The 23,921-nt window shown below is 37.4% G+C and carries 25 protein-coding genes; 24 read left to right on the top strand and 1 reads right to left on the bottom strand.

Features of this window, described 5'->3' with window-relative positions; translation table 11 throughout:
* From Q4534_RS16940 to Q4534_RS16855, 18 genes are all read left to right on the top strand, one after another.
* Nucleotides 1-295 (top strand): hypothetical protein (locus tag Q4534_RS16940; RefSeq protein WP_303614334.1); only part of this gene is annotated, 295 nt, incomplete at its 5' end.
* A gap of 80 nt (nt 296-375) precedes the next feature.
* A complete protein-coding gene (locus tag Q4534_RS16935; protein WP_303614333.1) occupies nt 376-615 on the top strand; it encodes a DUF1059 domain-containing protein in 240 nt (79 codons plus the stop codon).
* A 20-nt stretch (nt 616-635) separates the two neighbouring features.
* Entirely contained in the window at nt 636-2,231 is a 1,596-nt protein-coding gene (locus Q4534_RS16930; RefSeq protein ID WP_303614332.1) for a phage tail sheath C-terminal domain-containing protein, read from the top strand.
* 284 nt (nt 2,232-2,515) lie between these two features.
* Nucleotides 2,516-2,896 (top strand): GIY-YIG nuclease family protein, encoded by a 381-nt coding sequence (locus Q4534_RS16925; protein ID WP_303614331.1) that lies wholly within the window; start codon nt 2,516-2,518, stop codon nt 2,894-2,896.
* Nucleotides 2,897-2,969: 73 nt separating this feature from the next.
* Nucleotides 2,970-3,164 carry a hypothetical protein gene (locus Q4534_RS16920; protein WP_303614330.1) on the top strand — a complete coding sequence of 65 codons (195 nt, stop codon included), beginning with the start codon at nt 2,970-2,972 and terminating at the stop codon, nt 3,162-3,164.
* A 327-nt stretch (nt 3,165-3,491) separates the two neighbouring features.
* Nucleotides 3,492-4,316 carry a CHRD domain-containing protein gene (locus Q4534_RS16915; protein WP_303614329.1) on the top strand — a complete coding sequence of 275 codons (825 nt, stop codon included), beginning with the start codon at nt 3,492-3,494 and terminating at the stop codon, nt 4,314-4,316.
* Between the two features lie 269 nt (nt 4,317-4,585).
* Nucleotides 4,586-4,996, top strand: coding sequence for a hypothetical protein (locus Q4534_RS16910; protein WP_303614328.1), 411 nt, complete (start codon nt 4,586-4,588; stop codon nt 4,994-4,996).
* 137 nt (nt 4,997-5,133) lie between these two features.
* The gene (locus Q4534_RS16905) at nt 5,134-5,934 is read left to right on the top strand and encodes a zinc-dependent peptidase (protein WP_303614327.1); all 801 of its coding nucleotides are present in this window, start codon (nt 5,134-5,136) and stop codon (nt 5,932-5,934) included.
* Between the two features lie 220 nt (nt 5,935-6,154).
* Nucleotides 6,155-9,916 (top strand): malectin domain-containing carbohydrate-binding protein, encoded by a 3,762-nt coding sequence (locus Q4534_RS16900; RefSeq protein WP_303614326.1) that lies wholly within the window; start codon nt 6,155-6,157, stop codon nt 9,914-9,916.
* 135 nt (nt 9,917-10,051) lie between these two features.
* Nucleotides 10,052-11,230: a sialidase family protein gene (locus tag Q4534_RS16895; RefSeq protein WP_303614325.1), complete on the top strand. Its 1,179-nt coding sequence runs from the start codon at nt 10,052-10,054 to the stop codon at nt 11,228-11,230.
* Nucleotides 11,231-11,240: 10 nt separating this feature from the next.
* Nucleotides 11,241-11,828: a hypothetical protein gene (locus Q4534_RS16890; protein ID WP_303614324.1), complete on the top strand. Its 588-nt coding sequence runs from the start codon at nt 11,241-11,243 to the stop codon at nt 11,826-11,828.
* 8 nt (nt 11,829-11,836) lie between these two features.
* Nucleotides 11,837-12,283, top strand: coding sequence for a redoxin domain-containing protein (locus Q4534_RS16885; protein ID WP_303614323.1), 447 nt, complete (start codon nt 11,837-11,839; stop codon nt 12,281-12,283).
* Between the two features lie 306 nt (nt 12,284-12,589).
* The gene (locus tag Q4534_RS16880; protein WP_303614322.1) at nt 12,590-12,907 is read left to right on the top strand and encodes a peptidyl-tRNA hydrolase; all 318 of its coding nucleotides are present in this window, start codon (nt 12,590-12,592) and stop codon (nt 12,905-12,907) included.
* Nucleotides 12,908-13,297, top strand: a complete 390-nt coding sequence (locus Q4534_RS16875; protein ID WP_303614321.1) for a hypothetical protein — start codon at nt 12,908-12,910, stop codon at nt 13,295-13,297. It begins immediately after the preceding gene.
* Between the two features lie 206 nt (nt 13,298-13,503).
* Nucleotides 13,504-13,962 (top strand): tRNA (cytidine(34)-2'-O)-methyltransferase, encoded by a 459-nt coding sequence (locus Q4534_RS16870; RefSeq protein ID WP_303614320.1) that lies wholly within the window; start codon nt 13,504-13,506, stop codon nt 13,960-13,962.
* Between the two features lie 3 nt (nt 13,963-13,965).
* Nucleotides 13,966-14,922 (top strand): 23S rRNA (adenine(1618)-N(6))-methyltransferase RlmF, encoded by a 957-nt coding sequence (rlmF, locus tag Q4534_RS16865; protein WP_303614319.1) that lies wholly within the window; start codon nt 13,966-13,968, stop codon nt 14,920-14,922.
* A 215-nt stretch (nt 14,923-15,137) separates the two neighbouring features.
* Nucleotides 15,138-17,357 carry a TonB-dependent receptor domain-containing protein gene (locus Q4534_RS16860; protein WP_303614318.1) on the top strand — a complete coding sequence of 740 codons (2,220 nt, stop codon included), beginning with the start codon at nt 15,138-15,140 and terminating at the stop codon, nt 17,355-17,357.
* A 203-nt stretch (nt 17,358-17,560) separates the two neighbouring features.
* On the top strand, nt 17,561-18,316 hold the full coding sequence (locus tag Q4534_RS16855; RefSeq protein ID WP_303614317.1) for a DJ-1/PfpI family protein: 756 nt from the start codon (nt 17,561-17,563) through the stop codon (nt 18,314-18,316).
* A 102-nt stretch (nt 18,317-18,418) separates the two neighbouring features.
* Here Q4534_RS16855 and Q4534_RS16850 read toward each other — a convergent pair whose 3' ends face one another.
* Nucleotides 18,419-19,318 (bottom strand): neutral zinc metallopeptidase, encoded by a 900-nt coding sequence (locus Q4534_RS16850; RefSeq protein ID WP_303614316.1) that lies wholly within the window; start codon nt 19,316-19,318, stop codon nt 18,419-18,421.
* Between the two features lie 424 nt (nt 19,319-19,742).
* Here Q4534_RS16850 and Q4534_RS16845 point away from each other — a divergent pair, with 424 nt between their 5' ends.
* From Q4534_RS16845 to Q4534_RS16820, 6 genes are all read left to right on the top strand, one after another.
* A complete protein-coding gene (locus Q4534_RS16845; protein WP_303614315.1) occupies nt 19,743-20,474 on the top strand; it encodes a YafY family protein in 732 nt (243 codons plus the stop codon).
* Between the two features lie 34 nt (nt 20,475-20,508).
* Nucleotides 20,509-20,970, top strand: a complete 462-nt coding sequence (locus tag Q4534_RS16840) for a GyrI-like domain-containing protein (RefSeq protein ID WP_303614314.1) — start codon at nt 20,509-20,511, stop codon at nt 20,968-20,970.
* Nucleotides 20,971-20,982: 12 nt separating this feature from the next.
* On the top strand, nt 20,983-21,402 hold the full coding sequence (locus Q4534_RS16835; protein WP_303614313.1) for a DUF1801 domain-containing protein: 420 nt from the start codon (nt 20,983-20,985) through the stop codon (nt 21,400-21,402).
* Nucleotides 21,403-21,510: 108 nt separating this feature from the next.
* On the top strand, nt 21,511-22,101 hold the full coding sequence (locus Q4534_RS16830; RefSeq protein ID WP_303614312.1) for a Crp/Fnr family transcriptional regulator: 591 nt from the start codon (nt 21,511-21,513) through the stop codon (nt 22,099-22,101).
* A 65-nt stretch (nt 22,102-22,166) separates the two neighbouring features.
* Complete coding sequence (locus tag Q4534_RS16825) at nt 22,167-22,529, top strand: DUF4260 domain-containing protein (protein ID WP_303614311.1); 363 nt, start codon at nt 22,167-22,169, stop codon at nt 22,527-22,529.
* A 338-nt stretch (nt 22,530-22,867) separates the two neighbouring features.
* Nucleotides 22,868-23,824 carry a hypothetical protein gene (locus tag Q4534_RS16820; RefSeq protein ID WP_303614310.1) on the top strand — a complete coding sequence of 319 codons (957 nt, stop codon included), beginning with the start codon at nt 22,868-22,870 and terminating at the stop codon, nt 23,822-23,824.
* The last annotated feature ends 97 nt before the right edge of the window (nt 23,825-23,921 follow it).

Genomic DNA, 23,921 nt, shown 5'->3' with positions numbered 1-23,921 from the left:
GGAAGGGATTAACCGGTTCCTGAACGGTGTCGAAGGAGTAGGTTTAACGGGTACATACTCCTTTGGCCTCGACTCCGATCAGCCGCCGGAAAGGATTAACCGGTTCCTGAACGAAGTAGAAGGAGTAGGTTTAACGGGTACATACTCCTTTGGCTTCGGCTCCGCTCAGCCGCCGGAAAGGATTAACCGGTTCCTGAACGGTCTCGATGGACTACTTACATTGCATGGGCTGATGAAACCAAGGGTTTTACTTATTATTTTTCATTTAACAGCAGATTATAAAGACAAAGAATAAAATTTGAGTACATTAATGATTCGAAATACTTTTTACGACTTTTCCTAACTGCTTTTTAATCAAAACCAAAACAATCCACAATGAAAACAATGACCTGTAGACAATTGGGAGGTGCCTGTGAACTGGCATTTCATGCCAATACATTCGATGAGATGGCCGAACTCAGCAAAAACCATGGGATGGAGATGTTTCAAAAAAAAGATCCTGCCCACTTGAAAGCCATGGAAGAGATGCAGCAATTGATGCAATCTCCTGAGGCCATGAAAAAATGGTTTGATGACAAACGAAGGGAATTTGATGCATTGCCTGAGGATAAATAACAAGGCATAAACTAACAAACATGACCAAACCAATGAAAACCCCTGGGGTATATATAAATGAATTGTACGCCCGCCCTAATACAGTCGTTCAGGTACCCACTTCCATACCGGCCTTTATCGGTTACACCTCCTTAGGGGAGGATTTATGCAATAAGCCGCGGAGGGTATCCTCACTGTTTGAATTTTATACGATTTTCGGTAAAGAACCACCTTTGATTCAATTTGAGCTTGAAAAGACCGAGTCAAGTGAAGCCGACTTCATTGGTGAAAACGGGGAAAACTACCTACTCAAAGCCAATGGGCCGCATTACCGGATGTACAAGGCAGTAAAATTTTTCTATCAAAATGGTGGAAATCAATGTTATATCGTAAGTGTGGGTAATTACACTGTTGCCCCAAATTTAGCAGACCTAATAGCAGGAATAGTTCTATTGGAAAAAGTACCGGAACCTACCCTACTCCTTGTTCCGGATGCTGTGGAATTATTTGATGAAAGCCAAATCCATTTGAAGGACAAATTCAAAGCCGCTTATACCTTACAATCCCATATGGTCAACCATTGTGGAAGCATGGGCAATCGAATGGCCATATTAGACATTCCCTTGGCTTATTGGCAAACTGAAAAAAATCCTTCAGAGAGCATTGATGCCTTTCGAGAAAACGTGAACCCTACCCGTCCAAACTACAATGCTTATGCAGCTGCTTATTATCCCTGGCTTCATACATTTCTGTACCCAAAAGAGGATTATTCTTATAAAAACCTATCTGCCAATGCCCTGAAAACCCTGGACTACTTGCTCCAATTGGAAGCCCCAAAAAAACCTGAAGTTAATAGAGGTCCATTCTTATTGATGGTATCCCAACTCACAGGCCAAACGGCTGGAGAAGGAGCTGATGATCCTCCAATGACAGACAGCAAAATAAGTAAAGAAGATCAACTAAAAATAGATAAGAAAAATAGGCAAAAGGCAGACCAAAACCTTCAACTGATAAGCAAAACCTATCAATTGCTAAGGGAGGCCATTTTAAAAAAATTAAATTTGACCCCACCTTCCGGTGCTATCGCAGGAATTTATACCACAGTAGACAATACAGCAGGGGTTTGGAAAGCCCCTGCAAATATAAGCATGATTGATGTAAAAGCCCCTGCGATAAACATAAGCCAGGATTTTCAGGAAGACCTCAATACACCTTTATCAGGAAAAGCCATCAATGCCATTCGCTTATTCCCAAACAATGGATTGCTGATATGGGGCGCCCGAACCCTGGATGGCAATTCCACTGATTGGAGGTATATCAATATAAAGCGTACGGCCATCTTTCTGGAACAATCCATAAAACAGGCCATTAAGGACAATGAATATGAACCAAATACCGCCAATACTTGGGTATCAATAAAAAGCATGATCCAAAACTTTTTAACCAATTTATGGAAACAAGGAGGACTTATGGGCTCAAGTCCATCAGATGCCTATGCCGTAAATGTAGGTTTGGGCAGCACCATGACGGCAGAAGATATTTTAAACGGCACCTTACATGTATCCGTAAAAGTAGCCCTCTCCCATCCGGCAGAATTCATCGAGCTTAACTTTGAGCAGAAGATGAGGAAGGCTTAAGGTTATAGAAAAAATGGGACTTTATTTGAGATAAACAAAAATAGGTGTAGCCTTGATGTAATTCTCTCCTTTGAAAAGTCATTTTTGGGTAAAGAGTGCCAATAACGTGGTTTCGACAAGCTCAACCACCGATATAGACGCGTTGCCTGAGCCTGTCGAAGGCAATGATATCGATGAAAACAAAAACGATAATAAATAACGTGGTTTCGACAAGCTCAAACACCGTGGACGTAAGCCTGCCGAAGACAACGGTGTATTGGCCTATTAAATCTTAATGAGTAAATATGAAAGGTTGGCTTTACATATTAGAATGTGCCCATGGGACCAACTATACAGGAAGTACTAACAATCTTGATATTAGACTCGAACAACATCAGATTGGAGAAGGGGCCAATCACACAAAGAGGCGATTGCCTGTAAAATTGATTTATTCTGAAGAATATCAGAGAATAGATGAAGCCTATTATAGAGAAAAACAGGTACAAGGTTGGAGCAGGAAAAAGAAAGAAGCTTTGATTAATGGAAACCACAAATTATTGCCAGCTCTTGCTAAAAATTATACACAGTATCCGAGGGATGTGGTTTCGACAAGCTCAACCACCGATATAGACGGGTCGCCTAAGCCTGTCGAAGGCAGAGGTATCAGAAATACGGTGACGTCATGACGATACGTGGTTTCGACAGGCTCAACCACCGATAAAGGCGCGTTGCCTGAGCTTGTCGAAGGCAATGATATTGATGAAAACAAGTACGATATTACATAATGTGGTTTCGACAGGCTCAACCACCGGAATCGTAAGCCTGTCGAAGGCAACGGTTTCGATAAAAACAAGTACGATAATACATATGAGCGATTACTATGAAGTAGCCAAGATAGGCTTGGATGACAGCCCGCAATTGCTGGAATCCTTAGGAAAAATGGTTAGAAGCTAAGCAATACTTTTCCTCAATGATTTTCCGTTTTGGTTTGGCCCAAATGGCCTAACCCTTGCTAAGCTGAATGCACCAAAAATTTACAAACAGTCGATACCTCAATCAAAACAAAGCCTAACTGTAAGCAATTGATATTTAGGTGTATTCAGCTTATTTGGTTATATTGTAGAGAAAAGTCAATATAATCGACTTTTAATCTATCTCCCCTACCAACCTCCTTTTTTTTGAACAGTTAACCTTTCTAAGGGTTGTAGAAAATATTCAAAGTCTGAACTTGTTGAAAAAGGACTATAAAAAGAAGTAGACGCTACCAAATAATTATGGGTTATGAAAAAGATTAGAATAGGATTGATGCTTGTTTTATGTGCCTTGGTGACCTTTGCTTGTGAAGATGATGAAGATCCGCCTGCAAAAGTAGAACTTCTGTCTTTTGATATTATGCTCGACAATGCCTATTCCATCCCTATGGTAACAGGAAGAAGCGAAACGGGTAATATCCAAATGAGCCTTTATGATGATAAATCCCTGAGCTTTACAATTACGATCAATGGCCTGATGGCATCAGATGACCTAACCGTCGCTCATGTTCACACAGGCGATGTGGTAACCGCAGGAAGTGTGGCCATCACCTTGGTGGACGGATCAAATATTGCATTTTCCGGAAACACTGCCACCGGAACAGTCAGCTTAACAGATGAGCAAATCACCACCTTACAAGGAGATGATGTATATGTCAACGTACATTCCACAGACCAGCCATCAGGCTTGGTAAGGGGACAAATTGACCAAACCATTGACAATGCCTACAATGTTTCCCTGTCCCCGGCCAATGAAATTCCGGCTATAAATGATAGAAATGAAACAGGCCAGGCCTATATTCGAATAGTGGGCAGCACCATGTTTTATAAGGTTATCGTCAATGATTTGGAGGCTTCTGATGCGATTACGGCCGGTCATATCCACGAGGGTTCAGCTACAGTCAATGGAGGAGTTCTGGTGAATCTGGGTATTACAGGCAGTGCAGAACTTGAACAAACTAAAAACCTAACCTTAAGTACAGAAGAGCTCGGCAAGATTAACAATGATGAATTGTATGTAAATATCCATTCAACCCAATATCCCGGAGGTTTGCTACGTGGTCAAATAAGGTAATGAGAGTTGTTGGGGAAATAAAACCGTGGGCAATGTGCCCACGGCTCCCACACCTACCACACTTTCGGCCAATGGATTTACTTCTAATTACACATGAAAATCAACCAAAAAACTTTATCCTTTGATTATTCATGTAAGGATGCAAAAATGTAATTTGGCTAAAACTCATGCATACTTTCTAATTTTTGGCTAGGTATGGTGGTTTACGATGTAGCTTTGGTTTTCATTACATATTATTGAAAAATAAATTATTTTTATACGCTTGAAATATGGATCTACCAAATAGAACGATTGAAAAAGGCTTTATTTTATCAGGCTTAATGAACTTAACGGTATTGGTATTTTCAAGATTTTTTAGCAATTCAACCATTCCTGAATATGACCCTATGGTCATGTCCAACTTTGGCTTATTAATGATTGTAATTTGGGGATTAGCTTATATTTCAGTTGCGAAAAATTATGAAAAAGTTAAATGGATAGTTGGTGTTTTTGCGATAGAAAAATCCATATACGGCTATATCTGGATCAATTGGATGCTCAATAATAACGTTTCGGAAGTGTATGAAAAAGACACCATGGCAGGTTTGTTTTACTCGATATATGGATTAAATGACCTTTTATTTTGTGCTTTCTTTCTTTTGGTCTTCATCAAAATCATAAACAATCCAAGAGTAAAATAGCTTTTTAAATTTTTGATTCCCTATAATACCCAATCCGCAATCTCCTAGATAATTTTCAATTGCTGGCAGCAACCTGATATAGCTATAGTCGTTAATCAATTATTATCTTTACCCTGATTATACTAGACAATTCTCCTATGACATTTCTTTATGTTTTATTCTTTGCCATGGTTTTTGGGTTAATTGGATTTTACTGGCAACGGAAAAAGCAAAATAAATGGAAGGTCCCTTCCACGCCTTTCCCAACTGAATGGCGCAGCATTTTAGTAGAAAAGATACCCTACTACAGGTCCTTGTCAGCAGAGGATCAACAGCGTTTTGAATATAAGATCCAGGAATTCTTATTGAACTGTAAAGTAACGGGAGTAAAAACGGAGATCAACTTGACAGACAAAATTCTTGTGGCCTCCAGTGCCATTATCCCTATATTCGGCTTTGAGGATTGGAAATACATCAATCTTTATGAGGTTTTGATCTACCCAACATTTTTTAATGAAAACTTCAGCCTGGATGCAGCGGACAGAAGAGTCTCCGGAATGGTTGGCAATGGCCCCATGGAGGGGGTGATGATTTTGTCAAAAAAAGCTTTGGAGTTAGGCTTCCAAAATGAAACCGACAAAAAGAATACCGCTATCCACGAATTTGTACATTTGATTGACAAAACCGATGGATCGGTGGATGGCATTCCCTCCTTGCTAATGGAAAGACAGTATGCCATCCCCTGGCTCAATTATATCAATAAAAAAATAGAAGAAATTCACAAAGGAAAGTCAGACATTAACCCCTATGGTGGTACAAATCAGGCAGAATTTTTTTCTGTGGCCAGTGAGTATTTTTTTGAGCGGCCAAAACTACTCAGGAGAAAGCACCCAAAATTGTATGAATTATTGGAAGGTGTTTTCAATCAAGACATGGCTTCAAAAAACTTAAGAAAATAGGCTTTTTAAAACAAACAATCTATTATTATTTTAGTATTTATTAATGTTAAATAAATTCATATATTTGTGCATAAAGAAAATAGAACCTCGATATTTAATTTTATTAATCCGAAATAAATAGAAGGATAATTTATTAAATAACTTTTTAAAATACAAAACACTCATAAACAGGTGATTTGTTCAACAGTCTATAAAAGATTAAATTTTTAATTTAGGTAATATGAAAGTTCAATTTTTAGTTATTTTTACCTTAGCTTTTTTGGCATTTCCGGCTTGGTCAGTTTTTGCTGCCGATTATTATATTTCCAGTGAAACAGGTGATGACAATCGCACAGCCGAAGAAGCGCAAAACCCTGCTACCCCTTGGAAATCAATTGCAAAAGTCAATTTTGAATGCAATGCCCTAAAACCGGGAGACGCCATACTTTTTAAAAGAGGAGAAACTTTTTATGGCAGCCTACACCTTTGTGCTTCAGGCACAGTCTCTTCACCAATTTTGATAGGGGAATACGGATCTGGAGCAAAGCCTATTTTAACTTCCTTTCAATCCATTGGCAAGTGGAAGTCCTTAGGGAATGGGCTTTATGAAAGTACTGTAGCCGTTGATTCAGATAATGTACAGGTAATACTTATCAATGGTCAACGCCAAGAGCTAGGAAGGTACCCGAATAGTAATGCTACAAATAGCGGCTATCTTCCCATTGAAAAGGTGGAGACCAATGTCGTTAAAAGTTCCCAATTAGGCGGTTCTCACAATTGGGAAGGAGCCAATATCGTGATTCGAACAAAAGATTGGGTAATAAACAATTACAATATTCAAAGCCATTCAGGTGAACAGATCAGGTACCATGGAAATATTAGCCAATACAAACCCGAAGCAGGATACGGCTTCTTTATTTCCAACCACCTTAGCACTTTAGATTCATTTGGCGAATGGTATTTCAATCCTTCGACTAAGAAAATCTATGTTTACCTAGGAGAGCAATCTCCAAACAGCTTAGAAATAGAAGTCAGCACGCTTGACCATTTGCTTACCAAAGACTACCGCGACAAATACATTAACATTGAAAACCTGCATTTTAGAGGCGCAAATAATAATATAATTCATTTGGAGGGAGGGAATAATATTAAAATAAGTAATGCTGAAATTGAATTTGCAGGTGAAGATGGAATTCAGGCGCTAAGTGTGGTTAGCCTCCTAATCGAAAACAATACAATACGCTATGCCTATAACAACAGCTTGAACTTAAGGTATGGCAATGATGAAGCCATAGTTCAAAACAATAAAATAAGTAACACCGCCACCATTGCCGGAAGAACAAAAAATGATGATGCAGCAGGAATAGGGGTTTTTGTTGGAGGAGATAACATACTGGTACAAAACAATTCAATCATTAGTACCGGCTTTAATGGCATTCAATTCAGTGGCAACTATATCAAGGTCAAGAATAATTTTGTGGATAATTTTTGTTTGATTAAAAGCGATGGTGGTGGAATTTACACCTTTGGTGGCACTAGTTACCAAAGGTATTTTGGAAGAAAAATTGAAGGTAATATTGTAATAAACGGCATAGGAAATCCGGCAGGCGCACCGAAAAGAGGCGTAGAATCAAACCTATTGGTAGAGGGAATTTTTTTAGATGACAATTCAAACAATATTGAAATCAAAGGCAATACTGTGGGGAATACCAGCAACAGTGGATTAAAAATAGCCAACGGAAATAGCATAACCGTTGATAACAATCTTTTTTTCAACAATGGCAATGCCATTAGCCTAGGAAATAGCACCAACGGTAATGACACAAGAAATAACAACATAGTAAACAATCAATTTTTCACAAAGCTTGTCGACCAGAATTCTTATTTTATCAATACCTACAAAGATGACATCCCACAGATGGCAAACTTTGATCAGAATTACTTTTTCAGACCCATGGGAGATGAATTCAGTATACTGAATCAATACCTGAAAAATGGAGAGAAGGAGAGACTTCTACATGACCTGAAAAGCTGGAAATCCAAATACAATAAAGATCAAAATTCAACAAGTAAGAATATTGATGTTTCCACCTATACCGTGCATAAGGTTATTGGTGGCAGCAAGTATTCAAATTCTAACTTTGATGAGCATATCAAGGACTTATCTTGTAGCAATTGCCAAGAAGGCTGGGATGCAGAAAGTAAATTATCCGGAGGTGCCTTAAAAGTATCCAGCCAGGGTAAAAGTTCAATTAAAGTAAACCTCGGTGCCTTAAAGCAAGATAAAAACTATCTATTGTCCTTTAAAAGTTATGCAAGCAAACCCACCAATCTTGCTTTTAATTTAAGGTTCTCTAACAACCCTTGGGAAAGACTTTCCCCTATTAGAACATTTAGGATCAATGAACAAGTGGAGACCTATGAAGTACCTATATCTACTTACCATGATGAAGATGAGGTATCCTTAATGATCCACTACACTTCTGACGAAAGCCTAACCTATTGGCTGGATGATTTGGAGTTTGTAGAAGTAGAAGCTACCATAATCGAACCTGATGAGCTAATGTTATTTGAATACAACCCAAGCAATACCAACAAAACAATTAACTTATCAGGTACTTATGTCAATGCAAAATTAGAGCAATATTCAGGTAAAGTTATCTTGCCTCCTTATGGTGCACTGGCCCTTTTCCGTACCTCTGATTCCAATAAACCCAATGAAAGCCTGCATGAATTGTATTACCATACAGGAGAAGGAGGTCCCATTGAATATGATGGTCAAACCTTTGAGAAAATTAAAAGTGACTATATCACCAGCTCAAGCAGCAGTACGTATAAGAACAGCAATGCCAGTATTGAGCAGCTTTTTCAGTCCGAAAGATTTGCCAAAGAATTAACTTTCCAAATACCTGTAGAAAATGGAGCCTATACAATTAAAACTTACCATAATGAATTGTACTTTGGTAAAGGTGGGGTGACAGCCAAAGAAGGAAACAGGGTTTTTGACATTTATTTGGAGGAGGAATTGGTGCAAGAAAATGTCGACCTCTTTGTTCACAGCAACAATGGGGAGGAGATTCTTACTTTCGAGTCGATTCAAATAACAGACGGTCTGCTTGACCTCAGACTTATAGCTGGAGCCAATAATGCCACTATTTCAGGGATTGCGATCATTTCGGAAAATAAGCCAGACAGTCCGGACGCAGACTTCACCTTCTTTTTAAATGCCGGAGGCCAGGCTGATGCCACACTAATTAATAAAACCTTTGTAGCTGAAACCGCTAATGCTACTTACTATAATGTCGGCTCTTCCCAATTTGAAAACAGTGATTTGGATGTTGAACCGATCTTCCAAACCGAAAGAAATGGGAAGCACCTGGTTTATTCAATTCCGGTACCAAGTGGTAACTATACTCTTTTCACTTTGCACAATGAGCTTTGGTTTGGTCATAATGGAGTTTCGGAAAAAGCAGCAAACAGGGTGTTTGACATTGCAATAGAGGAAAAAGTAATGAAAAGTGATTTAGATCTGTTTGTGGAAAACCACAACTCTCCTACCCTATTGTCTTTTGATAACCTTTCTGTAACAGATGGATATTTAACCCTCGAGATGACTTCAAAAGTTAACAATGCAAGTATTTCAGGAATTGCCATCATAGGGAATGGAGCCAATAATAGTGAATTGGTCAAGGAACTGAAAAACCTACAGGCCTATTATTACAATACATCGGATAAAGAAAACCCTATTGAAGAAATCAACTATCGGATATTTCCAAATCCAGCAAAGGGCGGAGCAAATTTAGAAATTGACGTTCAAGTGGAAAAAGGGACAGTTGTGATATACAATAGCAATGGTCATCTCGTCAAAAAGTTTGAATGGAACAAACCAACCGAGAATAAACTAAGCATTCCATTAGAAAATTTATCCAAAGGCATTTATTTCATAAGTGTCAACGACGAACAAAATCTTCTTTTCAGGCAAAAATTAATTGTCAGCCCCTAAGCAAACGATTTTTCTCGATCAAAGCAAGAAAGTCAAATACCTGAAGAATAATAGCTTGAAAGTGAAATGAAATTAGATGGCTTATTATCTTTAAAACATTAAATATATTGCCATATAAACCAAAATAAGCACCGAATGAGAGTTATTTTTCTATTGATTGCAATTTTAACAACCATGCCGATTATGGCACAGGATAATTTCCAATTATGGAATCCAAGCGAAAAGCTTCCTGAATTAAATGAAATCCCCAGCATTGATAATATTGAATTTTCTGTCATTAAACCCTTTGAGTTTGCCAAAGATGGCTACCGATTTTTACACGGCGTGGCCTTGATCTGGCACAAAAACAAACTCTACGCATCTTTTGGTCACAATAAAAACGGAGAAAACACGGTAACTGAAGAAGCCAATTACCGTGTCAGTGCCGATGGGGGCAAAACTTGGGGCCCCCTAAAAAATATTGGTGGCGGAGGACAGGTTGCTGTAAGCCATGGTGAATTTCTATCTCATAAAGGGCAGTTATGGGCGTTCCATGGAGAATATGATGGCATTATGGAAAACCTACGTATGCGGGCTTACCTCCTTAATGAGAACACAGACACCTGGGACGACAAAGGCATCGTGGCGAGGGATAATTTTTGGCCGCTAACAGCTCCTGAGAAAATGGACAATGGCAACTGGATAATGTCCGGCTTTCAAGTAAATGAAATTGGAAGTGGCAACAATCCTCCGGCTGTGGCCATCAGTAATGGTGATGATTTCACGAAATGGGACGTGATAGTGTTACCTATGGATACAAAAAATGTCTGGGGGGAAAGTTCAATATTAATTGATGGCTCCAATATTATCAATATCGCTCGCTGGGGGAAAGAAGCCATTGCATTGGCCTCAAAAAGCACTGATTATGGACATACCTGGTCTAAAGTTATCCCAAGTAATTTACCCATGTCCACCTCAAAGCCTTATTCCGGCCAATTGAGCACTGGTGAGTACTATTTAATTGGGGCAACTTATAATGGGGTCAATAAATCAAGAAAAACCTTAACCATTGCCCTCACTCAACCCGGCGAATTACTCTTTTCAAAGGTTTTTGTAATCCGACACGCAGATTTCCCGGAAGGTGTAGGAGAATCTCACCCCAATGCAGCTTTGGCCTATCCTCATGCTATAGAACATCAAGGCAAGCTCTACATTGGCTACTCCAATAGTGGTGGAAAAGTGGGTCGGCCTGAAGGCAAAGGTAGAGAGTTATGGAACAACAATAGCGCTGAAATGGCAATTATCCCTCTAGAAACGATCACTTTACCCAAATAATATAGATTTAATGTTATTCATCAGGTTCAATATACAGTCTCCTACAAAGTTTGAGGACTTTAAAAAGCTCTATGAACATATGGAAGCTGTGAGACAACCGGGTTTCAAGTTTGAAGAACTTACTCCCACTCTTATTGATTGGGATAATTTATCAAAGGAGGAATATGATGCAGCTTATGAAAAGTTAATTGCCTCATTGGATGAGGATCCTGCCCAAGAAAGATACCAATCATTGATACCGCTCTATGCCAACAAGTTTTTAGAAAGTTACCTGAAGGTTGACAATGATAAATCAGGACAACTTGGCATACAGGAAACACTTTCAATATTCAATTATCTGGAGTTTGGCTTTGAAGTATTTTTGACTAAACTTGAAAAACAAAATGAAAATTTTGGGGTCATTAAGTATTCAACGGATAACTTCCCCTATGGTGGTATCGATCGGTTTTTGATGGTATTGAGAGCATTTGATTTGGTACCTACCGAATGTTTTGATGGGTTTACCGTCTTTGATTTTGAATGGGTAACAGACTTCGAATACAATGCCATAGACTTGCCGGAAAAAACCACAGCATACATCAAAAGAAACGAAACTTAAAAGCGACCATGATCAGTGAAAATGCCCCCGTTGAATCAATTCTAGTTCGAGACTTTAGTAACAAATCTATTGACCTTATAAAAAAATACCAAGGCAAGGCAATTTTACTCCTCATCTATAACAACCAATGTTTGGGCTGTACCGGCAGAGCGATCCCTTTGGCCTATGAATTGCAAAAAGAAAATAAAGAGGTACAAGTTATTGGCATTCATACGAGCTTCAATGCAAGCCAAGTGACAGAAAGCGATATAAAAAGCATTTTTACAGTTGATGTACTTCCCTTTCCTATTTTTTTAGACAATGGAAGAACGGTTTATGACCAATTTGATTCATCCGGCACCCCTCAATGGGTTTTAATTACCAAAGAGGGTAAATTGTCACGCACCATATTCGGTTCCCAAGAAGGTGCCCAGAACCGCTTGTATTATGCAATTGAGCAGTTAAAGGAGAATTAGACACTAGAGCCTTTGCTTTGGGAACTGGTAAATGTTTCAATGAAGGCTGATTTCTTTTCCCATGTCCAATATCCACGAATTGGTTTACAACATTGTATCGACTTAATAGGCAGGGAAATAAAAATGAATATTATTATCCAGGTTAACTGCTTACCACTACCTTTCAAAATTGGTGAATCGGAGTTTTATTGACTTCAAGCAAACAAAAATTATTAAATTGAAAAAGAGTCGGTAAGATGGACAAGACAGCCAATAATTTAAAAGTCATCAATACAATAACCTATAACACCTTACACATTCACATTTATGAAAATGTATATTATTGTAAAAGACAATATCCCGGATAAATTAATCCCTGTCATTACCGCTCATGCAGCTTTGGCTTGTTATAAGAAGTTTGAGGAAAATGAACAAATGCAACGTTGGATGAGTGGAGTATTTAAAAAGGTAGTTTGTTTGGTTAATGAGGCTGCATTTAACAAGCTTAAAACTGAACCCGAACACATTGTGATGACGGAGTCCAGCCTAGGTGACAAGGAGGTTTGCCTGGCTTTTTGTCCAAGGAAAGAATACCCAAAACAATTCAAATTTTTAAAGATGTGGGCACCTCAAGGAATAAGCTAAATGAAAAACCAACTTTTCAATTTGTTTCTTAAGAAAGGAAACATGGTTATTGATAAAAATGAATACAAGATACGCTTGCAACTCGACTACGAAAATGGGGATCATTGTCTATTGGCACCTTCTGACACCCAAGATCTCATTCAACTGTTAACAAGGCTTTCACAGCAAATATGGGAGGATGAAAATTATACAAAATCGCCCTATGTAGCACAATTGTTCGTCGAAAATCAAAATGTTTTCCGTTGGCAAATTGATTCATCAGAATTGAGCATTGAATGTAATGAATCAAAAAATGACATTGTTTTTAAATATAAAGGCAATAACCTTTTGCATTTAGAAATAAACCAAGTCATTGAAATCGTGCAAATTCTGGAACGATTAAATAATTAACCAAGCTTGTTGAATGCTTATTTACATTTTCATAACTTCCTTGATTTTTTTTAGTTTTAAAGGTTTTATAGAAACGATAGCCCTACTTTTGAGAGATGGAATTATATGTTTATACTAATTACACCGCTAAATTAAAAATAAATTTATTTTCCTATGGCAGCTGTAAAGCTCATGACGATAACCTTGATAAAGTTTAACTAAAAATAATGGGATTAAATATTGTATTAATTGAACCAGAGATACCCACGAATACAGGGAATATTGGCCGACTTAGTTTGGCTTCCGGATCAACTTTACACCTGGTAAAACCCTTTGGATTTGAATTAAGTGACAAAAGATTAAAAAGAGCAGGACTAGATTATTGGAAGCACATTTCGCTCTTTATTTATGAGAACATTGACGACTTTTATGCTAAAAACAAAGGCAAACAATTTGCCTATTTCTCAAGTCATGGAACGAAAGATTATTGCTCTATTGAATTTAAAGAGGACATGTTTCTTGTCTTTGGCAAAGAATCTACCGGATTGCCCGAAAATATATTGAAAGAAAATATTGATTTGGTATACAACATCCCTATTTACAGTCCACATATTCGCAGTTTAAACCTAGCCAATGCAGTTGCTATCACTGTTTACGAGGGTATAAGAAACATAAAATCACAATAAAACATGTCTTCAAAAAAGCCAGAAAAAGAGAAAGAAAGGCTACATCCACGCAATAATAACCGAGAGAAATATGACCTAAATGCCTTAACAACTGCTATCCCGGCATTAAAAAATCACATTAAACCCAGCAAATCAGGAGCAGCTTCAATTGATTTCACAAGTCCTGTTGCCGTAAGACTTTTAAACCAAGCAATCCTCCATCACTATTACGGGATAAAGCACTGGGAATTCCCTATGGAAAACTTATGCCCTCCAATACCGGGTAGGGCCGATTACCTCCATCATATAGCTGATATATTAGCAGAGGATAATTTAGGAAAAATCCCTACCGGCAATAAAATCACTTGTCTCGACATTGGCATTGGGGCCAGTTGCATTTACCCCATTATTGGTGTCAGCAGTTACGGCTGGCAATTTATTGGGTCTGATATTGATCCAAAATCAATTGCATCGGCTCGTAACATCGTCCAGAAAAATTCATCTTTAAAGGGTAAAATTGAATGTCACCTACAAAAAGATCCTATTTCAATATTTAAAGGTATAATTAACCCTGAAGATAAGATCGATTTAACGATCAGTAACCCTCCTTTTCATGCATCGATTGAAGAAGCACAAAAAGGAACACGAAGAAAAATAAAGAACTTATCGGGCAAAAAGGTGAAAACACCTACACTCAATTTTTCAGGAATTAGCCATGAACTTATAGTTGACGGTGGAGAAGCAAAGTTTATTCAGAAAATGATTAGCGAAAGTAAAGTGTTTTCTAAAAACTGTTTCTGGTTTTCAACTTTGGTTTCTAAGGAGTCAAATCTAAAAAAAATTTATACATCATTGGACGAAATTGGTGCCAGTCAGGTCAAAACGGTCCCTTTGGGAACAAACAATAAATCTAGTCGAATTGTAGCCTGGACTTTTCTCACCGCCGATGAAAAGGATGCATGGGTCAAAAAGAGATGGTAGCTTTATTCATCTTTTAATAATAGTTACAAATATCAAAAAGAAAGGAATGAGCTTATATTTGTTTCTTTAACTAACAATACCGCATAAAGATGGAAAATCATGGCCTTTTTAGCTAAATTTTAGTATTGGTTACTTCATGTGATATGTTTTTTTTACTCCATAAAAAATCTTATAAATCCGGATTATTAATTCGAAATATAAAATAACCCTACCCTATGTATCGAATATTAATTGCCCTTTTTCTCCTTCTATTACAAACCAATCTTTTTGGACAAAGCATAGAAGGTACAGTTTTGAACAACAAGAAAGAGTTGATTACCAATGCTCAAATATTGAATCTTGCCACAAAGAATCACACCCATTCGGATGAAAATGGTAAATTCCTGCTTCAAAATTTTTCAGTTGGAGATTCGCTTAAATTGTCACACATTGGATATGAAGCTAAATACACAGTCGTTCAATCTTTGACCGCTCCCCTTTCTGTGGTCATGGAAGAAAAAGCGATTTCCTTAGAAGGAGTGGTAATTTCACCAAAAACAAATGCCTTAAACCTAATTACTAAAATAGATCTGAAGACAAATCCGGTCAGTTCATCTCAAGACATTTTGAGACAGGTACCTGGACTTTTTATTGGACAACATGCAGGCGGAGGAAAGGCTGAGCAGATATTCTTAAGAGGCTTTGATATTGATCACGGAACAGATATTGGCATTACGGTAGACGGCTTGCCTGTCAATATGGTATCACATGCCCATGGGCAAGGCTATGCAGACCTGCACTTCGTAATTCCTGAAACTGTAGACAATATAGATTTTGGAAAAGGCCCATATTATGCGGACAAGGGAAATTTCACCACAGCAGGTTATGTAAATTTTAAAACAAAAAGGAACTTGGAGTCCAGTTCTATAAAAATGGAAAAGGGGCAATTTAGCACCAACCGTATATTGGGCATGTTTGATGTATTGAATACTCCAAAACATGATGCCTATATTGCCGCAGAACATCTTAGCACAGATGGGCCTTTTGACAGTCCTCAGAACTTCAAAAGAATCAATTTGTTTGGAAAATACACTGGCAATATTACACCTCTAGATAAAATAGGTGTCACTTTCTCTCATCTTTCAAGTAAGTGGGATGCCTCAGGGCAAATTCCCCAGCGAGCCGTTGACTCAGGTTTGATTGGTCGCTTTGGAGCCATAGATGATACTGAGGGTGGAAATACCGGAAGAACAAATGTATTGGTCAATTATGAGAAAATTTTAACTGATGACTCCTACATCAAAAGTAGTTTGTATTACAGCAAGTATGATTTCGAGTTGTTTTCAAATTTCACCTTCTTCCTTGAAGATGAAGTCAATGGGGACCAAATTAAACAAAAAGAAGACCGGAACATTTATGGCCTTAACAGTGAATATTACAAATCCTTTGATTTAAATGATGTCGAGGCTACTGTTCAAGTAGGAATCAATCTAAGGAATGACCTGAGCAATAATAATGAGCTTTCTCACACCTTAAATCGTAAATTGACTCTATCTCAGATACAATTTGGAGACATCAATGAGACCAATTTTGGCAGTTACCTCAACACCAATTTTTATTATAAAAAATGGACTTTTAATCCGTCTGTTAGGATAGATTATTTTGACTTTCAATACAATGATGCTTTAAGGGAAATTTACCAAACCCAAACCTCTACAAAAACGATTGTTAGTCCAAAGTTGAATGTATTGTATGATTATACCCCAAACCTTCAAATGTATTTGAAAGGAGGTAAAGGATTTCATTCCAATGACACCCGTGTAATTCTTTCTCAAGCTGCAAAAGAAACGCTACCGGCAGCTTTTGGGTATGATGCAGGATTCGTATGGAAACCTATACCAAGATTACTTGTCAATACAGCCTACTGGTATTTATTTTTAGAACAAGAATTTGTTTATGTAGGGGATGCCGGCATTGTGGAGCCAAGTGGCAAAACACGGAGACAAGGAATTGATTTAAGTATTCGCTATCAGCCACTAAAATGGTTGTTTTGGAATTTCGACACAAACTATACCCATGCAAGGGCTATTGAAGAAGAGGCCGGACAAGATTATATCCCATTGGCTCCGGATTTTATTCTTAAAAGTGGGTTGAATGCCATTCACAAATCAGGTATTTACGGTGGTGCCAATGTGCGCCACATCAAAGACAGACCCGCCAATGAGGACAATTCCATCGTGGCTGAAGGTTATACGGTTGTAGACCTTAATATGGGCTACGAGAGGAAAAAACTAAACTTTGGAATGCAAATTCAAAACCTCCTGAACACCGAATGGAACGAAACGCAGTTCGCTACAGAATCCAGATTGCAAAATGAATCAAGCCCTGTTGAGGAAATTCATTTTACTCCGGGGACCCCATTTTTCATCAAAGGAACAGTTGAATTTAAATTTTAATGTGTACTTGTGCCATCAATTCAGCCTGTTACAAACTTATGTTCAGATAAATCGATTATATCGACTTACAATCAGCAAGTTTAGGTAAAGTGAAATTAAGAGGATATTTACCGTGTCAAAAAAAGTCAAAAAAATCAATATTGATAGGTAAACACTAATTAACCAAAAGCGTTTCAATTATTGTAAGTGATAAACTGATAAACATGAGACATTTAGTCAATTTTATTGTACTATTTTCAGCAACGCTCTTTGTTGCCTGTAGCGCTGATTACTCAAAAAAAAGTGACAATTCCGGAGCCAACACAACTGATAAAACTAAAGACATAAAAGGGAAGCACCTAAAACCCTTTAAACCTGAATTACCCACGATTGGGCTTTTAATTTATGATGGGGTTTTACAAAGTGAAGTTATTGCATCTTCTGATGTTTTTTCAAAACCTGATAAAGATGGAAACCAGCTATTTAACGTTGTAACAATAGCATCAAATGATCTACCCATCACGACTGAAGAAGGAATGCGGTTTCTACCTGATTATACTTTTGATAATTGTCCCAAATTAACTGCGTTGTTTATTCCTAGTGCATACGACATGTACACACAAGTTCACAATGAAAGATTAGTGGATTTTATAAAAGAGAAAAATAAAGAGGCAAAATATATTGTGAGTAATTGTGCTGGTGCACAACTTGTAGGTAAATCTGGCATCGCAGATGGCCATAAAATAGTCACCTGGATTGGTGGTGGGGAACAGTTACAAAAAGATTATCCTAAATTAAAAGTACAGGACGATAGTTTAGTAACTTTTGTGGAAGATGGAAAATTCAGTTCTTCAAACGGGAATTTGGCTAGCTATATTTCTGCCTTGAATTTATTGGAAAAAATGACCAGTAAGGAGCATAAAGAATATATAGAAAGTTACCTTTACCTCGAAAGGATTCAAAATTGGGGAACACATTAATATAAATGCATCTAATTCCCTAAAAAACAATTCCTGAAGCATCACAACTCCTGTTTTTCTAACCAAAAAAGCCTTTAAATTCTGCAGAAAAGTAAATAGTTCTTAAAGCTTATTGGCATTGAAGGTATCACCCTGCGAAATATCTCCTGTTTCAAAACCCTTTTTAAACCATCTTACCCTTTGTTCAGAAGTGCCATGTGTAAAGGAGTCCGGCACTACCCTTCCTGTGGATTGCTTTTGCAAACGATCGTCTCCAATGGCATTTGCGGCATTTAATGCCTCTTCCAAATCTCCTTCTTCCATTATACTCATGCTACTTTCCGAACGATTGGCCCATACACCAGCAAAAAAATCGGCCTGTAATTCCAACATCACAGAGTATTTATTATACGCTGTCTCACTCACCTGGCCTCTTAAATTATGAACTTTATCTGTAATCCCCATTAATTTCTGCACATGGTGGCCTACCTCATGGGCTATGACATAGGCTTGAGCGAAATCGCCAGGGGCATTTAGTTTACGTTCCATGTCATCAAAAAAGCTAAGATCTATATACAATTTTTCGTCCCCCGGACAATAAAATGGACCAGTAGCACTTGAAGCTGACCCACAGGCAGAAGAGACAGACCCTGTAAACAAAACAAGTGTAGGTTCACGGTAATTTTCCAATATCCCGTTCCAAACATCTTCGGTACTTGCCAGAATGGTTGCACTAAACGCTGCCAGTTCATTTTCTTCTTCAGTTCCATGGTAGGCTGAAGAAGAAATTTGCTGACCATTATTCCCGGAGATTAAGCCACTTAGGAGATTCAGTGGGTTGTTGCCAGTGACAAAAGAGATAATGATAAATAAGCCGGCAATGGCCAAGCCTACTTTTGAAAAAAGGATTTTAATCAAAGGACCTATCAGCATATTGCTAAAGTTGCCAGCCCCTCCTCTGGAACCGGATTGGCCCCTTCGGTCATCCACATTAGAACTTTGACGTCTTCCTTTCCATTTCATATTGATTTTTTTTTATGGCAAATATTTTATTAAATGATCACTAAAACACATCCAAAACACTATCTCTCAGAAGTATCCGCTTAATTTAAAATTTTCTCTCAAAATCTATTAATATATAAATTAGGAAAGAAAATTTTAATCTAGCATTCTTTATGCCACAATTAGAAGGAAACTCCATTTAGGTAAAAATTTTATCAAACTGTAGTTTATTAAGCCCATAATGAAATCAAGCATAGGTTAGAACGGAGAATTATGATCAAGATTTTAATGACCTAGCTTTAGCTGTGAGCAGAGATAAAACTATTTGTTAAAAATTTTTCCTTCTTCTTAATCCCTATAAAGAGCCTGAAGATTTCTTTTGACTATATTTACTTTACAATGATTAATAATTACGGTCTTTCCGGTATAAGCAAAAACCTCCGAAATGGCAGCAGATAAACCAAGACTGACTAGATTAACGGCAATGCTGACTCAATTACAAGCAGGAAGAATTGTTACTGCGAAAGAAATTGCTGACAAACATCAGGTAAGCATAAGAACAATTTACCGGGATATAAGAACCCTTGAGAATTCAGGCATTCCTATTTTAACCGTAGAAGGAAAAGGCTTCTCTATCATGGAAGGTTATAAAATCCCACCTGTCTTATTTACCCAAGAGGAAGCAAACGCATTAATCACTGCCGAACAATTGATAAGAAAAAACAAGGACCTATCCTTGAGTACCCAGTTCGAAAGTGCAATTACCAAAATCAAAGCTGTTTTAAAATACAATCAAAAAGACAAAACAGAATTACTTTCCAGTAGACTACAAGTACGTAATAACAGCGAACAAATAAAGACAAGTAATTACCTTATCCAACTCCAATCTACCATCACCAATTATCAATTGGTAAGAATTAATTATTTATCATTAGAAAATATTCAAAGTAAAAGGGAAATAGAACCCTTTGCATTATATACTACGCAAGAGAATTGGATCCTTATTGCTTATTGCCGCATAAGAAATGATTTTAGGGCATTCCGGTTGGACTGCATACAGCAAATGGAAGTTTTATCCGTCACCTTTCAACCGCACGATATGACTTTAGAAGAATACTTAGAAAAGTGTAGAAAAAAATACCTGAGCACCCCTGACATACCTATGTCAAAAGCCTAAATTATATTTGCACCAAATCAAAACAATATTCAAGATGCAGACAACAAAGATTGAAGCTTTCAAAATCATAGGACTTTCAATAAGGACAACCAACAAAAATGGGCAAGCTGCCAATGACATTGCGGCACTATGGGGAAAGTTTATGGCCGAAAATATTCTAAGTAAAATACCCAATAAAGTAAATCAGGATATTTACTCATTGTATACAGAATATGAAGGCGATCATACAGCGCCATACACAACTATTCTTGGCTGCCGTGTAGAAAATTTAGACGATATCCCTGATGGATTGGTAGGTAAAGAATTTGCCGGTGGAACCTTTGCAAAGACAAGTACCAAAGGAAATTTAATGCAAGGTGTAGTAGTCGATCATTGGCATAAAATTTATGCCATGGATTTAAATAGGACATTCGCCGTGGACTTCGAAATTTATGGAGAGAAAGCATCAGACCCTTCAAATGCAGAAGTAGATTTTTATGTAGGTATAAACATATAATTCTAGAAATACATGAAACTGACTACAGACCCAAGAGTAGAAGTTGTCTTTGCCAATTACCCGGATTTCGTAAAAGATAAAATGCGAAATTTACGAAATCTGGTTATAGAAACAGCCCAGGAGGTTGAAGGTATTTCCCATTTGGAAGAAACCTTAAAATGGGGCGAACCTAGTTTCTTGACCAAACATGGAAGTACATTGCGTATGGATTGGAAAGAAAAAAAACCAAACCAATACGCCTTGTATTTTAAATGCACAAGCAGATTGGTTCCTACCTTTAGGATAGTTTATGAACATACTTTTGAATTTGAAGGGAAACGTGCCATTGTCTTTCAACTTGACCAAAAGGTACCGGTAGCTGAATTGAAAGAATGCATTAAAGCCGCTTTAAATTACCATAAAGTAAAGCATTTGATGACTTTGGGGATTTGAAAATTTACAAGCAACTTTCATAGAATTTAAGAGCAAAAGGGCCCTTATAAGCCAATGTCTTAATTTTTCAAGCATCCAAATTTGGTCTAAGGCTAAAATACGTTTATTTTGTTATCTGTTTTGAAAGAAATCAATCAAATATTACAAGAACATTTTGGTAAGTTTTCTAACCGTGAATTGGATATAATTCAACCTTTTTTTCATGAAGAAAAGCTTCTAAAAAATGATTTTTTCACCCTATCGGGCAAGAAATGTGACCGCTTAAGTTTTATAAAATCAGGCATGCTTAGGATTTTCACCATTGCTGATGGTAAGGAGGTCACGCAGTGGATATCTACAGAAAACTATTTGATCACTGAAGTAATGGGCTTTTTCTTTGACAAACCAAACCGATGGAATATCCAGGCCTTGGTAAACACTTCTTTGGTTACGATTAGTAAACAAAATTACGTTAAACTTTGTAATGAATACCCTAGGTGGAATAGTTTAGAAAAAGATTTTATAGTAAAATGCTTTGCGATGCTTGAAGACAGGGTTTTTTCGCACATTTCCATGACAGCTGAGGAGCGATATGATTTGTATTATAGACAAAACAAAGAATTATTTAATCAGGTCCCCTTGCAATACATTGCCTCTGTGCTAGGTATGTCGGCTGAAACCCTAAGTAGAATAAGAAATCGTAAGCGTACAAGTTCTTGATTTAAGTCAAGGGGAATCGAATAAAATTTGTTGAATTTTGTAGGCAACAAAACAATTCAAAAACCATGACAAAAAATATGAGTACCCTTTTAAAATTTGAGGAATTAGGGCAGTTTTTGCTCGCAATATTCTTGTTTACTGATTTAAATTATGCTTGGTGGGTTTTTCCGGCATGTATTTTATTGCCTGACTTATCAATGTTAGGCTATTTAATCAATCCTAAATATGGCGCTTACCTATATAATTTTTTCCACCATAAGTTGACGGCAATAATACTATTTATCCTAGGCACCACCGTAAACATACCCGTACTAATTTTAGCAGGCATCATTTTATTTGGACATGCTGCAATGGATAGAATTTTTGGCTATGGGCTAAAGTTCACTGACAGCTTTAAACATACGCACTTGGGCGAAATAGGAAAGTAAAAGGTATTGGACAAGAAATTTTAATAAGGACAGGTTAAACATCGAATAAGCTCACCTGATTCCTCCTCTACTAAAACAACATAAAACACTGCTAATAAGAACTTTTCGATTTTTTTACCTATTTTTATTAATGGCATTTTGATGTAGCAAAAAACCAACCATACATAAAAACATCAAAATAGAACCAACTACTATTCAAATGCCTTAACAGCAATCTCCTACCACTATTTCATAGGTTCATGAGGTGTGCAGGACTTATTGGCAAATATTTACCAACAGCCAAATGAGCTACAGGAAATCAGCTCCTATGGTTGGAAATAGTTTTAACTTTTAAAATCATGAATATAAATTTAGATATTGCCGCTTTGGCAAGTGCTATCCTTTACCCTTTGGTTTTATTAATTGTCTTTATTCTTTTTCGTAAAGAAATTCCTGCGTTAATTAAAAGCCTGTCGGGACGTTTGACAGGACTATCAATTGCAGGAATTTCTTTAGATTTAGCAAAAGCAGAAGCATTCTCTCCCAATTGGGTGGCTCAGGGAGCATTGGACTTAAGACAAAAAGCAGAGGCTGCAAATGTAAATGACAGTACGGCCGGTAATTTCAGTACCATTCTAGAGACTTCCGGTGAGGTGGACTATGTAATCATTAACTTAGGCCGAGGAAAAGAATGGTTGGCTTCCCGCTTGTACATTATGTCCATTATTTTTGAAAATCGGAAAGGAATAAAAGGGATTGTATTTTTAGAATCAACTAAGGGTACTAGAAAAAAATACATTGGCTGGGCAGAACCACAAAAAGTAAGGTGGGCATTGGCCAATCAATTCCCATGGTTTGAAAAGGCATATTCGGACGCTTATTCAATAGTTTTAGACCAAGGTGCCAAAATTGTTAATCACAAAGGAAGGTTAGGATATAGCCACGATCCGTATAGCTCAAGATCCAGCATCACTTTATTGGAAAACTTTCTAAAGAAAATTCAGTCCCCTCCTGAAAATCCTCCTTTACCTGAAGAAGAAATGGAGTGGGTAAATTTACCATCAGATCCCATAAACCCAAGCTATACAAAAGAACACACAAGCTGGCTAAATGCCGAAAGCTTAGAAACCTCACTTGATGAAGTATTGATAACGGAAAAGATCAATACCACCAATCAGTCCCCCGAAGATATTGAAAAACAAGTGACAATGTCCTTGATTTCTTCTCATGAATTTATAGCAGTAGTGAATGAGGAGAAGCAATTCTCCTACTTGGTGAAACGAGAAAAACTATTGGAACAACTGCTAAAAGGTTAAAAGAACAATTGAAATCAGAAAAAAAGGAATTTTTCCTTACAATTATTGATGGGGTAACCAACAAATTTAAAAACGAGTTTTCTATGTGTTAGTCTTT

It is taken from the genome of Cyclobacterium sp. 1_MG-2023 (genome assembly GCF_030546805.1).
Taxonomy (GTDB): Bacteria; Bacteroidota; Bacteroidia; order Cytophagales; family Cyclobacteriaceae; genus Cyclobacterium.
This window is presented reverse-complemented; position numbering and strand designations above follow the sequence as displayed.

Bases quoted from the DNA above. Each gene is read 5' to 3' on its own strand.
- Q4534_RS16935 (WP_303614333.1), top strand. From the start codon at position 376: ATGAAAACAATGACCTGTAGACAATTGGGAGGTGCCTGTGAACTGGCA.
- Q4534_RS16930 (WP_303614332.1), top strand. From the start codon at position 636: ATGACCAAACCAATGAAAACCCCTGGGGTATATATAAATGAATTGTAC.
- Q4534_RS16925 (WP_303614331.1), top strand. From the start codon at position 2,516: ATGAAAGGTTGGCTTTACATATTAGAATGTGCCCATGGGACCAACTAT.
- Q4534_RS16920 (WP_303614330.1), top strand. From the start codon at position 2,970: ATGAAAACAAGTACGATATTACATAATGTGGTTTCGACAGGCTCAACC.
- Q4534_RS16915 (WP_303614329.1), top strand. From the start codon at position 3,492: ATGAAAAAGATTAGAATAGGATTGATGCTTGTTTTATGTGCCTTGGTG.
- Q4534_RS16910 (WP_303614328.1), top strand. From the start codon at position 4,586: ATGGATCTACCAAATAGAACGATTGAAAAAGGCTTTATTTTATCAGGC.
- Q4534_RS16905 (WP_303614327.1), top strand. From the start codon at position 5,134: ATGACATTTCTTTATGTTTTATTCTTTGCCATGGTTTTTGGGTTAATT.
- Q4534_RS16900 (WP_303614326.1), top strand. From the start codon at position 6,155: ATGAAAGTTCAATTTTTAGTTATTTTTACCTTAGCTTTTTTGGCATTT.
- Q4534_RS16895 (WP_303614325.1), top strand. From the start codon at position 10,052: ATGAGAGTTATTTTTCTATTGATTGCAATTTTAACAACCATGCCGATT.
- Q4534_RS16890 (WP_303614324.1), top strand. From the start codon at position 11,241: ATGTTATTCATCAGGTTCAATATACAGTCTCCTACAAAGTTTGAGGAC.
- Q4534_RS16885 (WP_303614323.1), top strand. From the start codon at position 11,837: ATGATCAGTGAAAATGCCCCCGTTGAATCAATTCTAGTTCGAGACTTT.
- Q4534_RS16880 (WP_303614322.1), top strand. From the start codon at position 12,590: ATGAAAATGTATATTATTGTAAAAGACAATATCCCGGATAAATTAATC.
- Q4534_RS16875 (WP_303614321.1), top strand. From the start codon at position 12,908: ATGAAAAACCAACTTTTCAATTTGTTTCTTAAGAAAGGAAACATGGTT.
- Q4534_RS16870 (WP_303614320.1), top strand. From the start codon at position 13,504: ATGGGATTAAATATTGTATTAATTGAACCAGAGATACCCACGAATACA.
- rlmF (WP_303614319.1), top strand. From the start codon at position 13,966: ATGTCTTCAAAAAAGCCAGAAAAAGAGAAAGAAAGGCTACATCCACGC.
- Q4534_RS16860 (WP_303614318.1), top strand. From the start codon at position 15,138: ATGTATCGAATATTAATTGCCCTTTTTCTCCTTCTATTACAAACCAAT.
- Q4534_RS16855 (WP_303614317.1), top strand. From the start codon at position 17,561: ATGAGACATTTAGTCAATTTTATTGTACTATTTTCAGCAACGCTCTTT.
- Q4534_RS16850 (WP_303614316.1), bottom strand. From the start codon at position 19,318: ATGAAATGGAAAGGAAGACGTCAAAGTTCTAATGTGGATGACCGAAGG.
- Q4534_RS16845 (WP_303614315.1), top strand. From the start codon at position 19,743: ATGGCAGCAGATAAACCAAGACTGACTAGATTAACGGCAATGCTGACT.
- Q4534_RS16840 (WP_303614314.1), top strand. From the start codon at position 20,509: ATGCAGACAACAAAGATTGAAGCTTTCAAAATCATAGGACTTTCAATA.
- Q4534_RS16835 (WP_303614313.1), top strand. From the start codon at position 20,983: ATGAAACTGACTACAGACCCAAGAGTAGAAGTTGTCTTTGCCAATTAC.
- Q4534_RS16825 (WP_303614311.1), top strand. From the start codon at position 22,167: ATGACAAAAAATATGAGTACCCTTTTAAAATTTGAGGAATTAGGGCAG.
- Q4534_RS16820 (WP_303614310.1), top strand. From the start codon at position 22,868: ATGAATATAAATTTAGATATTGCCGCTTTGGCAAGTGCTATCCTTTAC.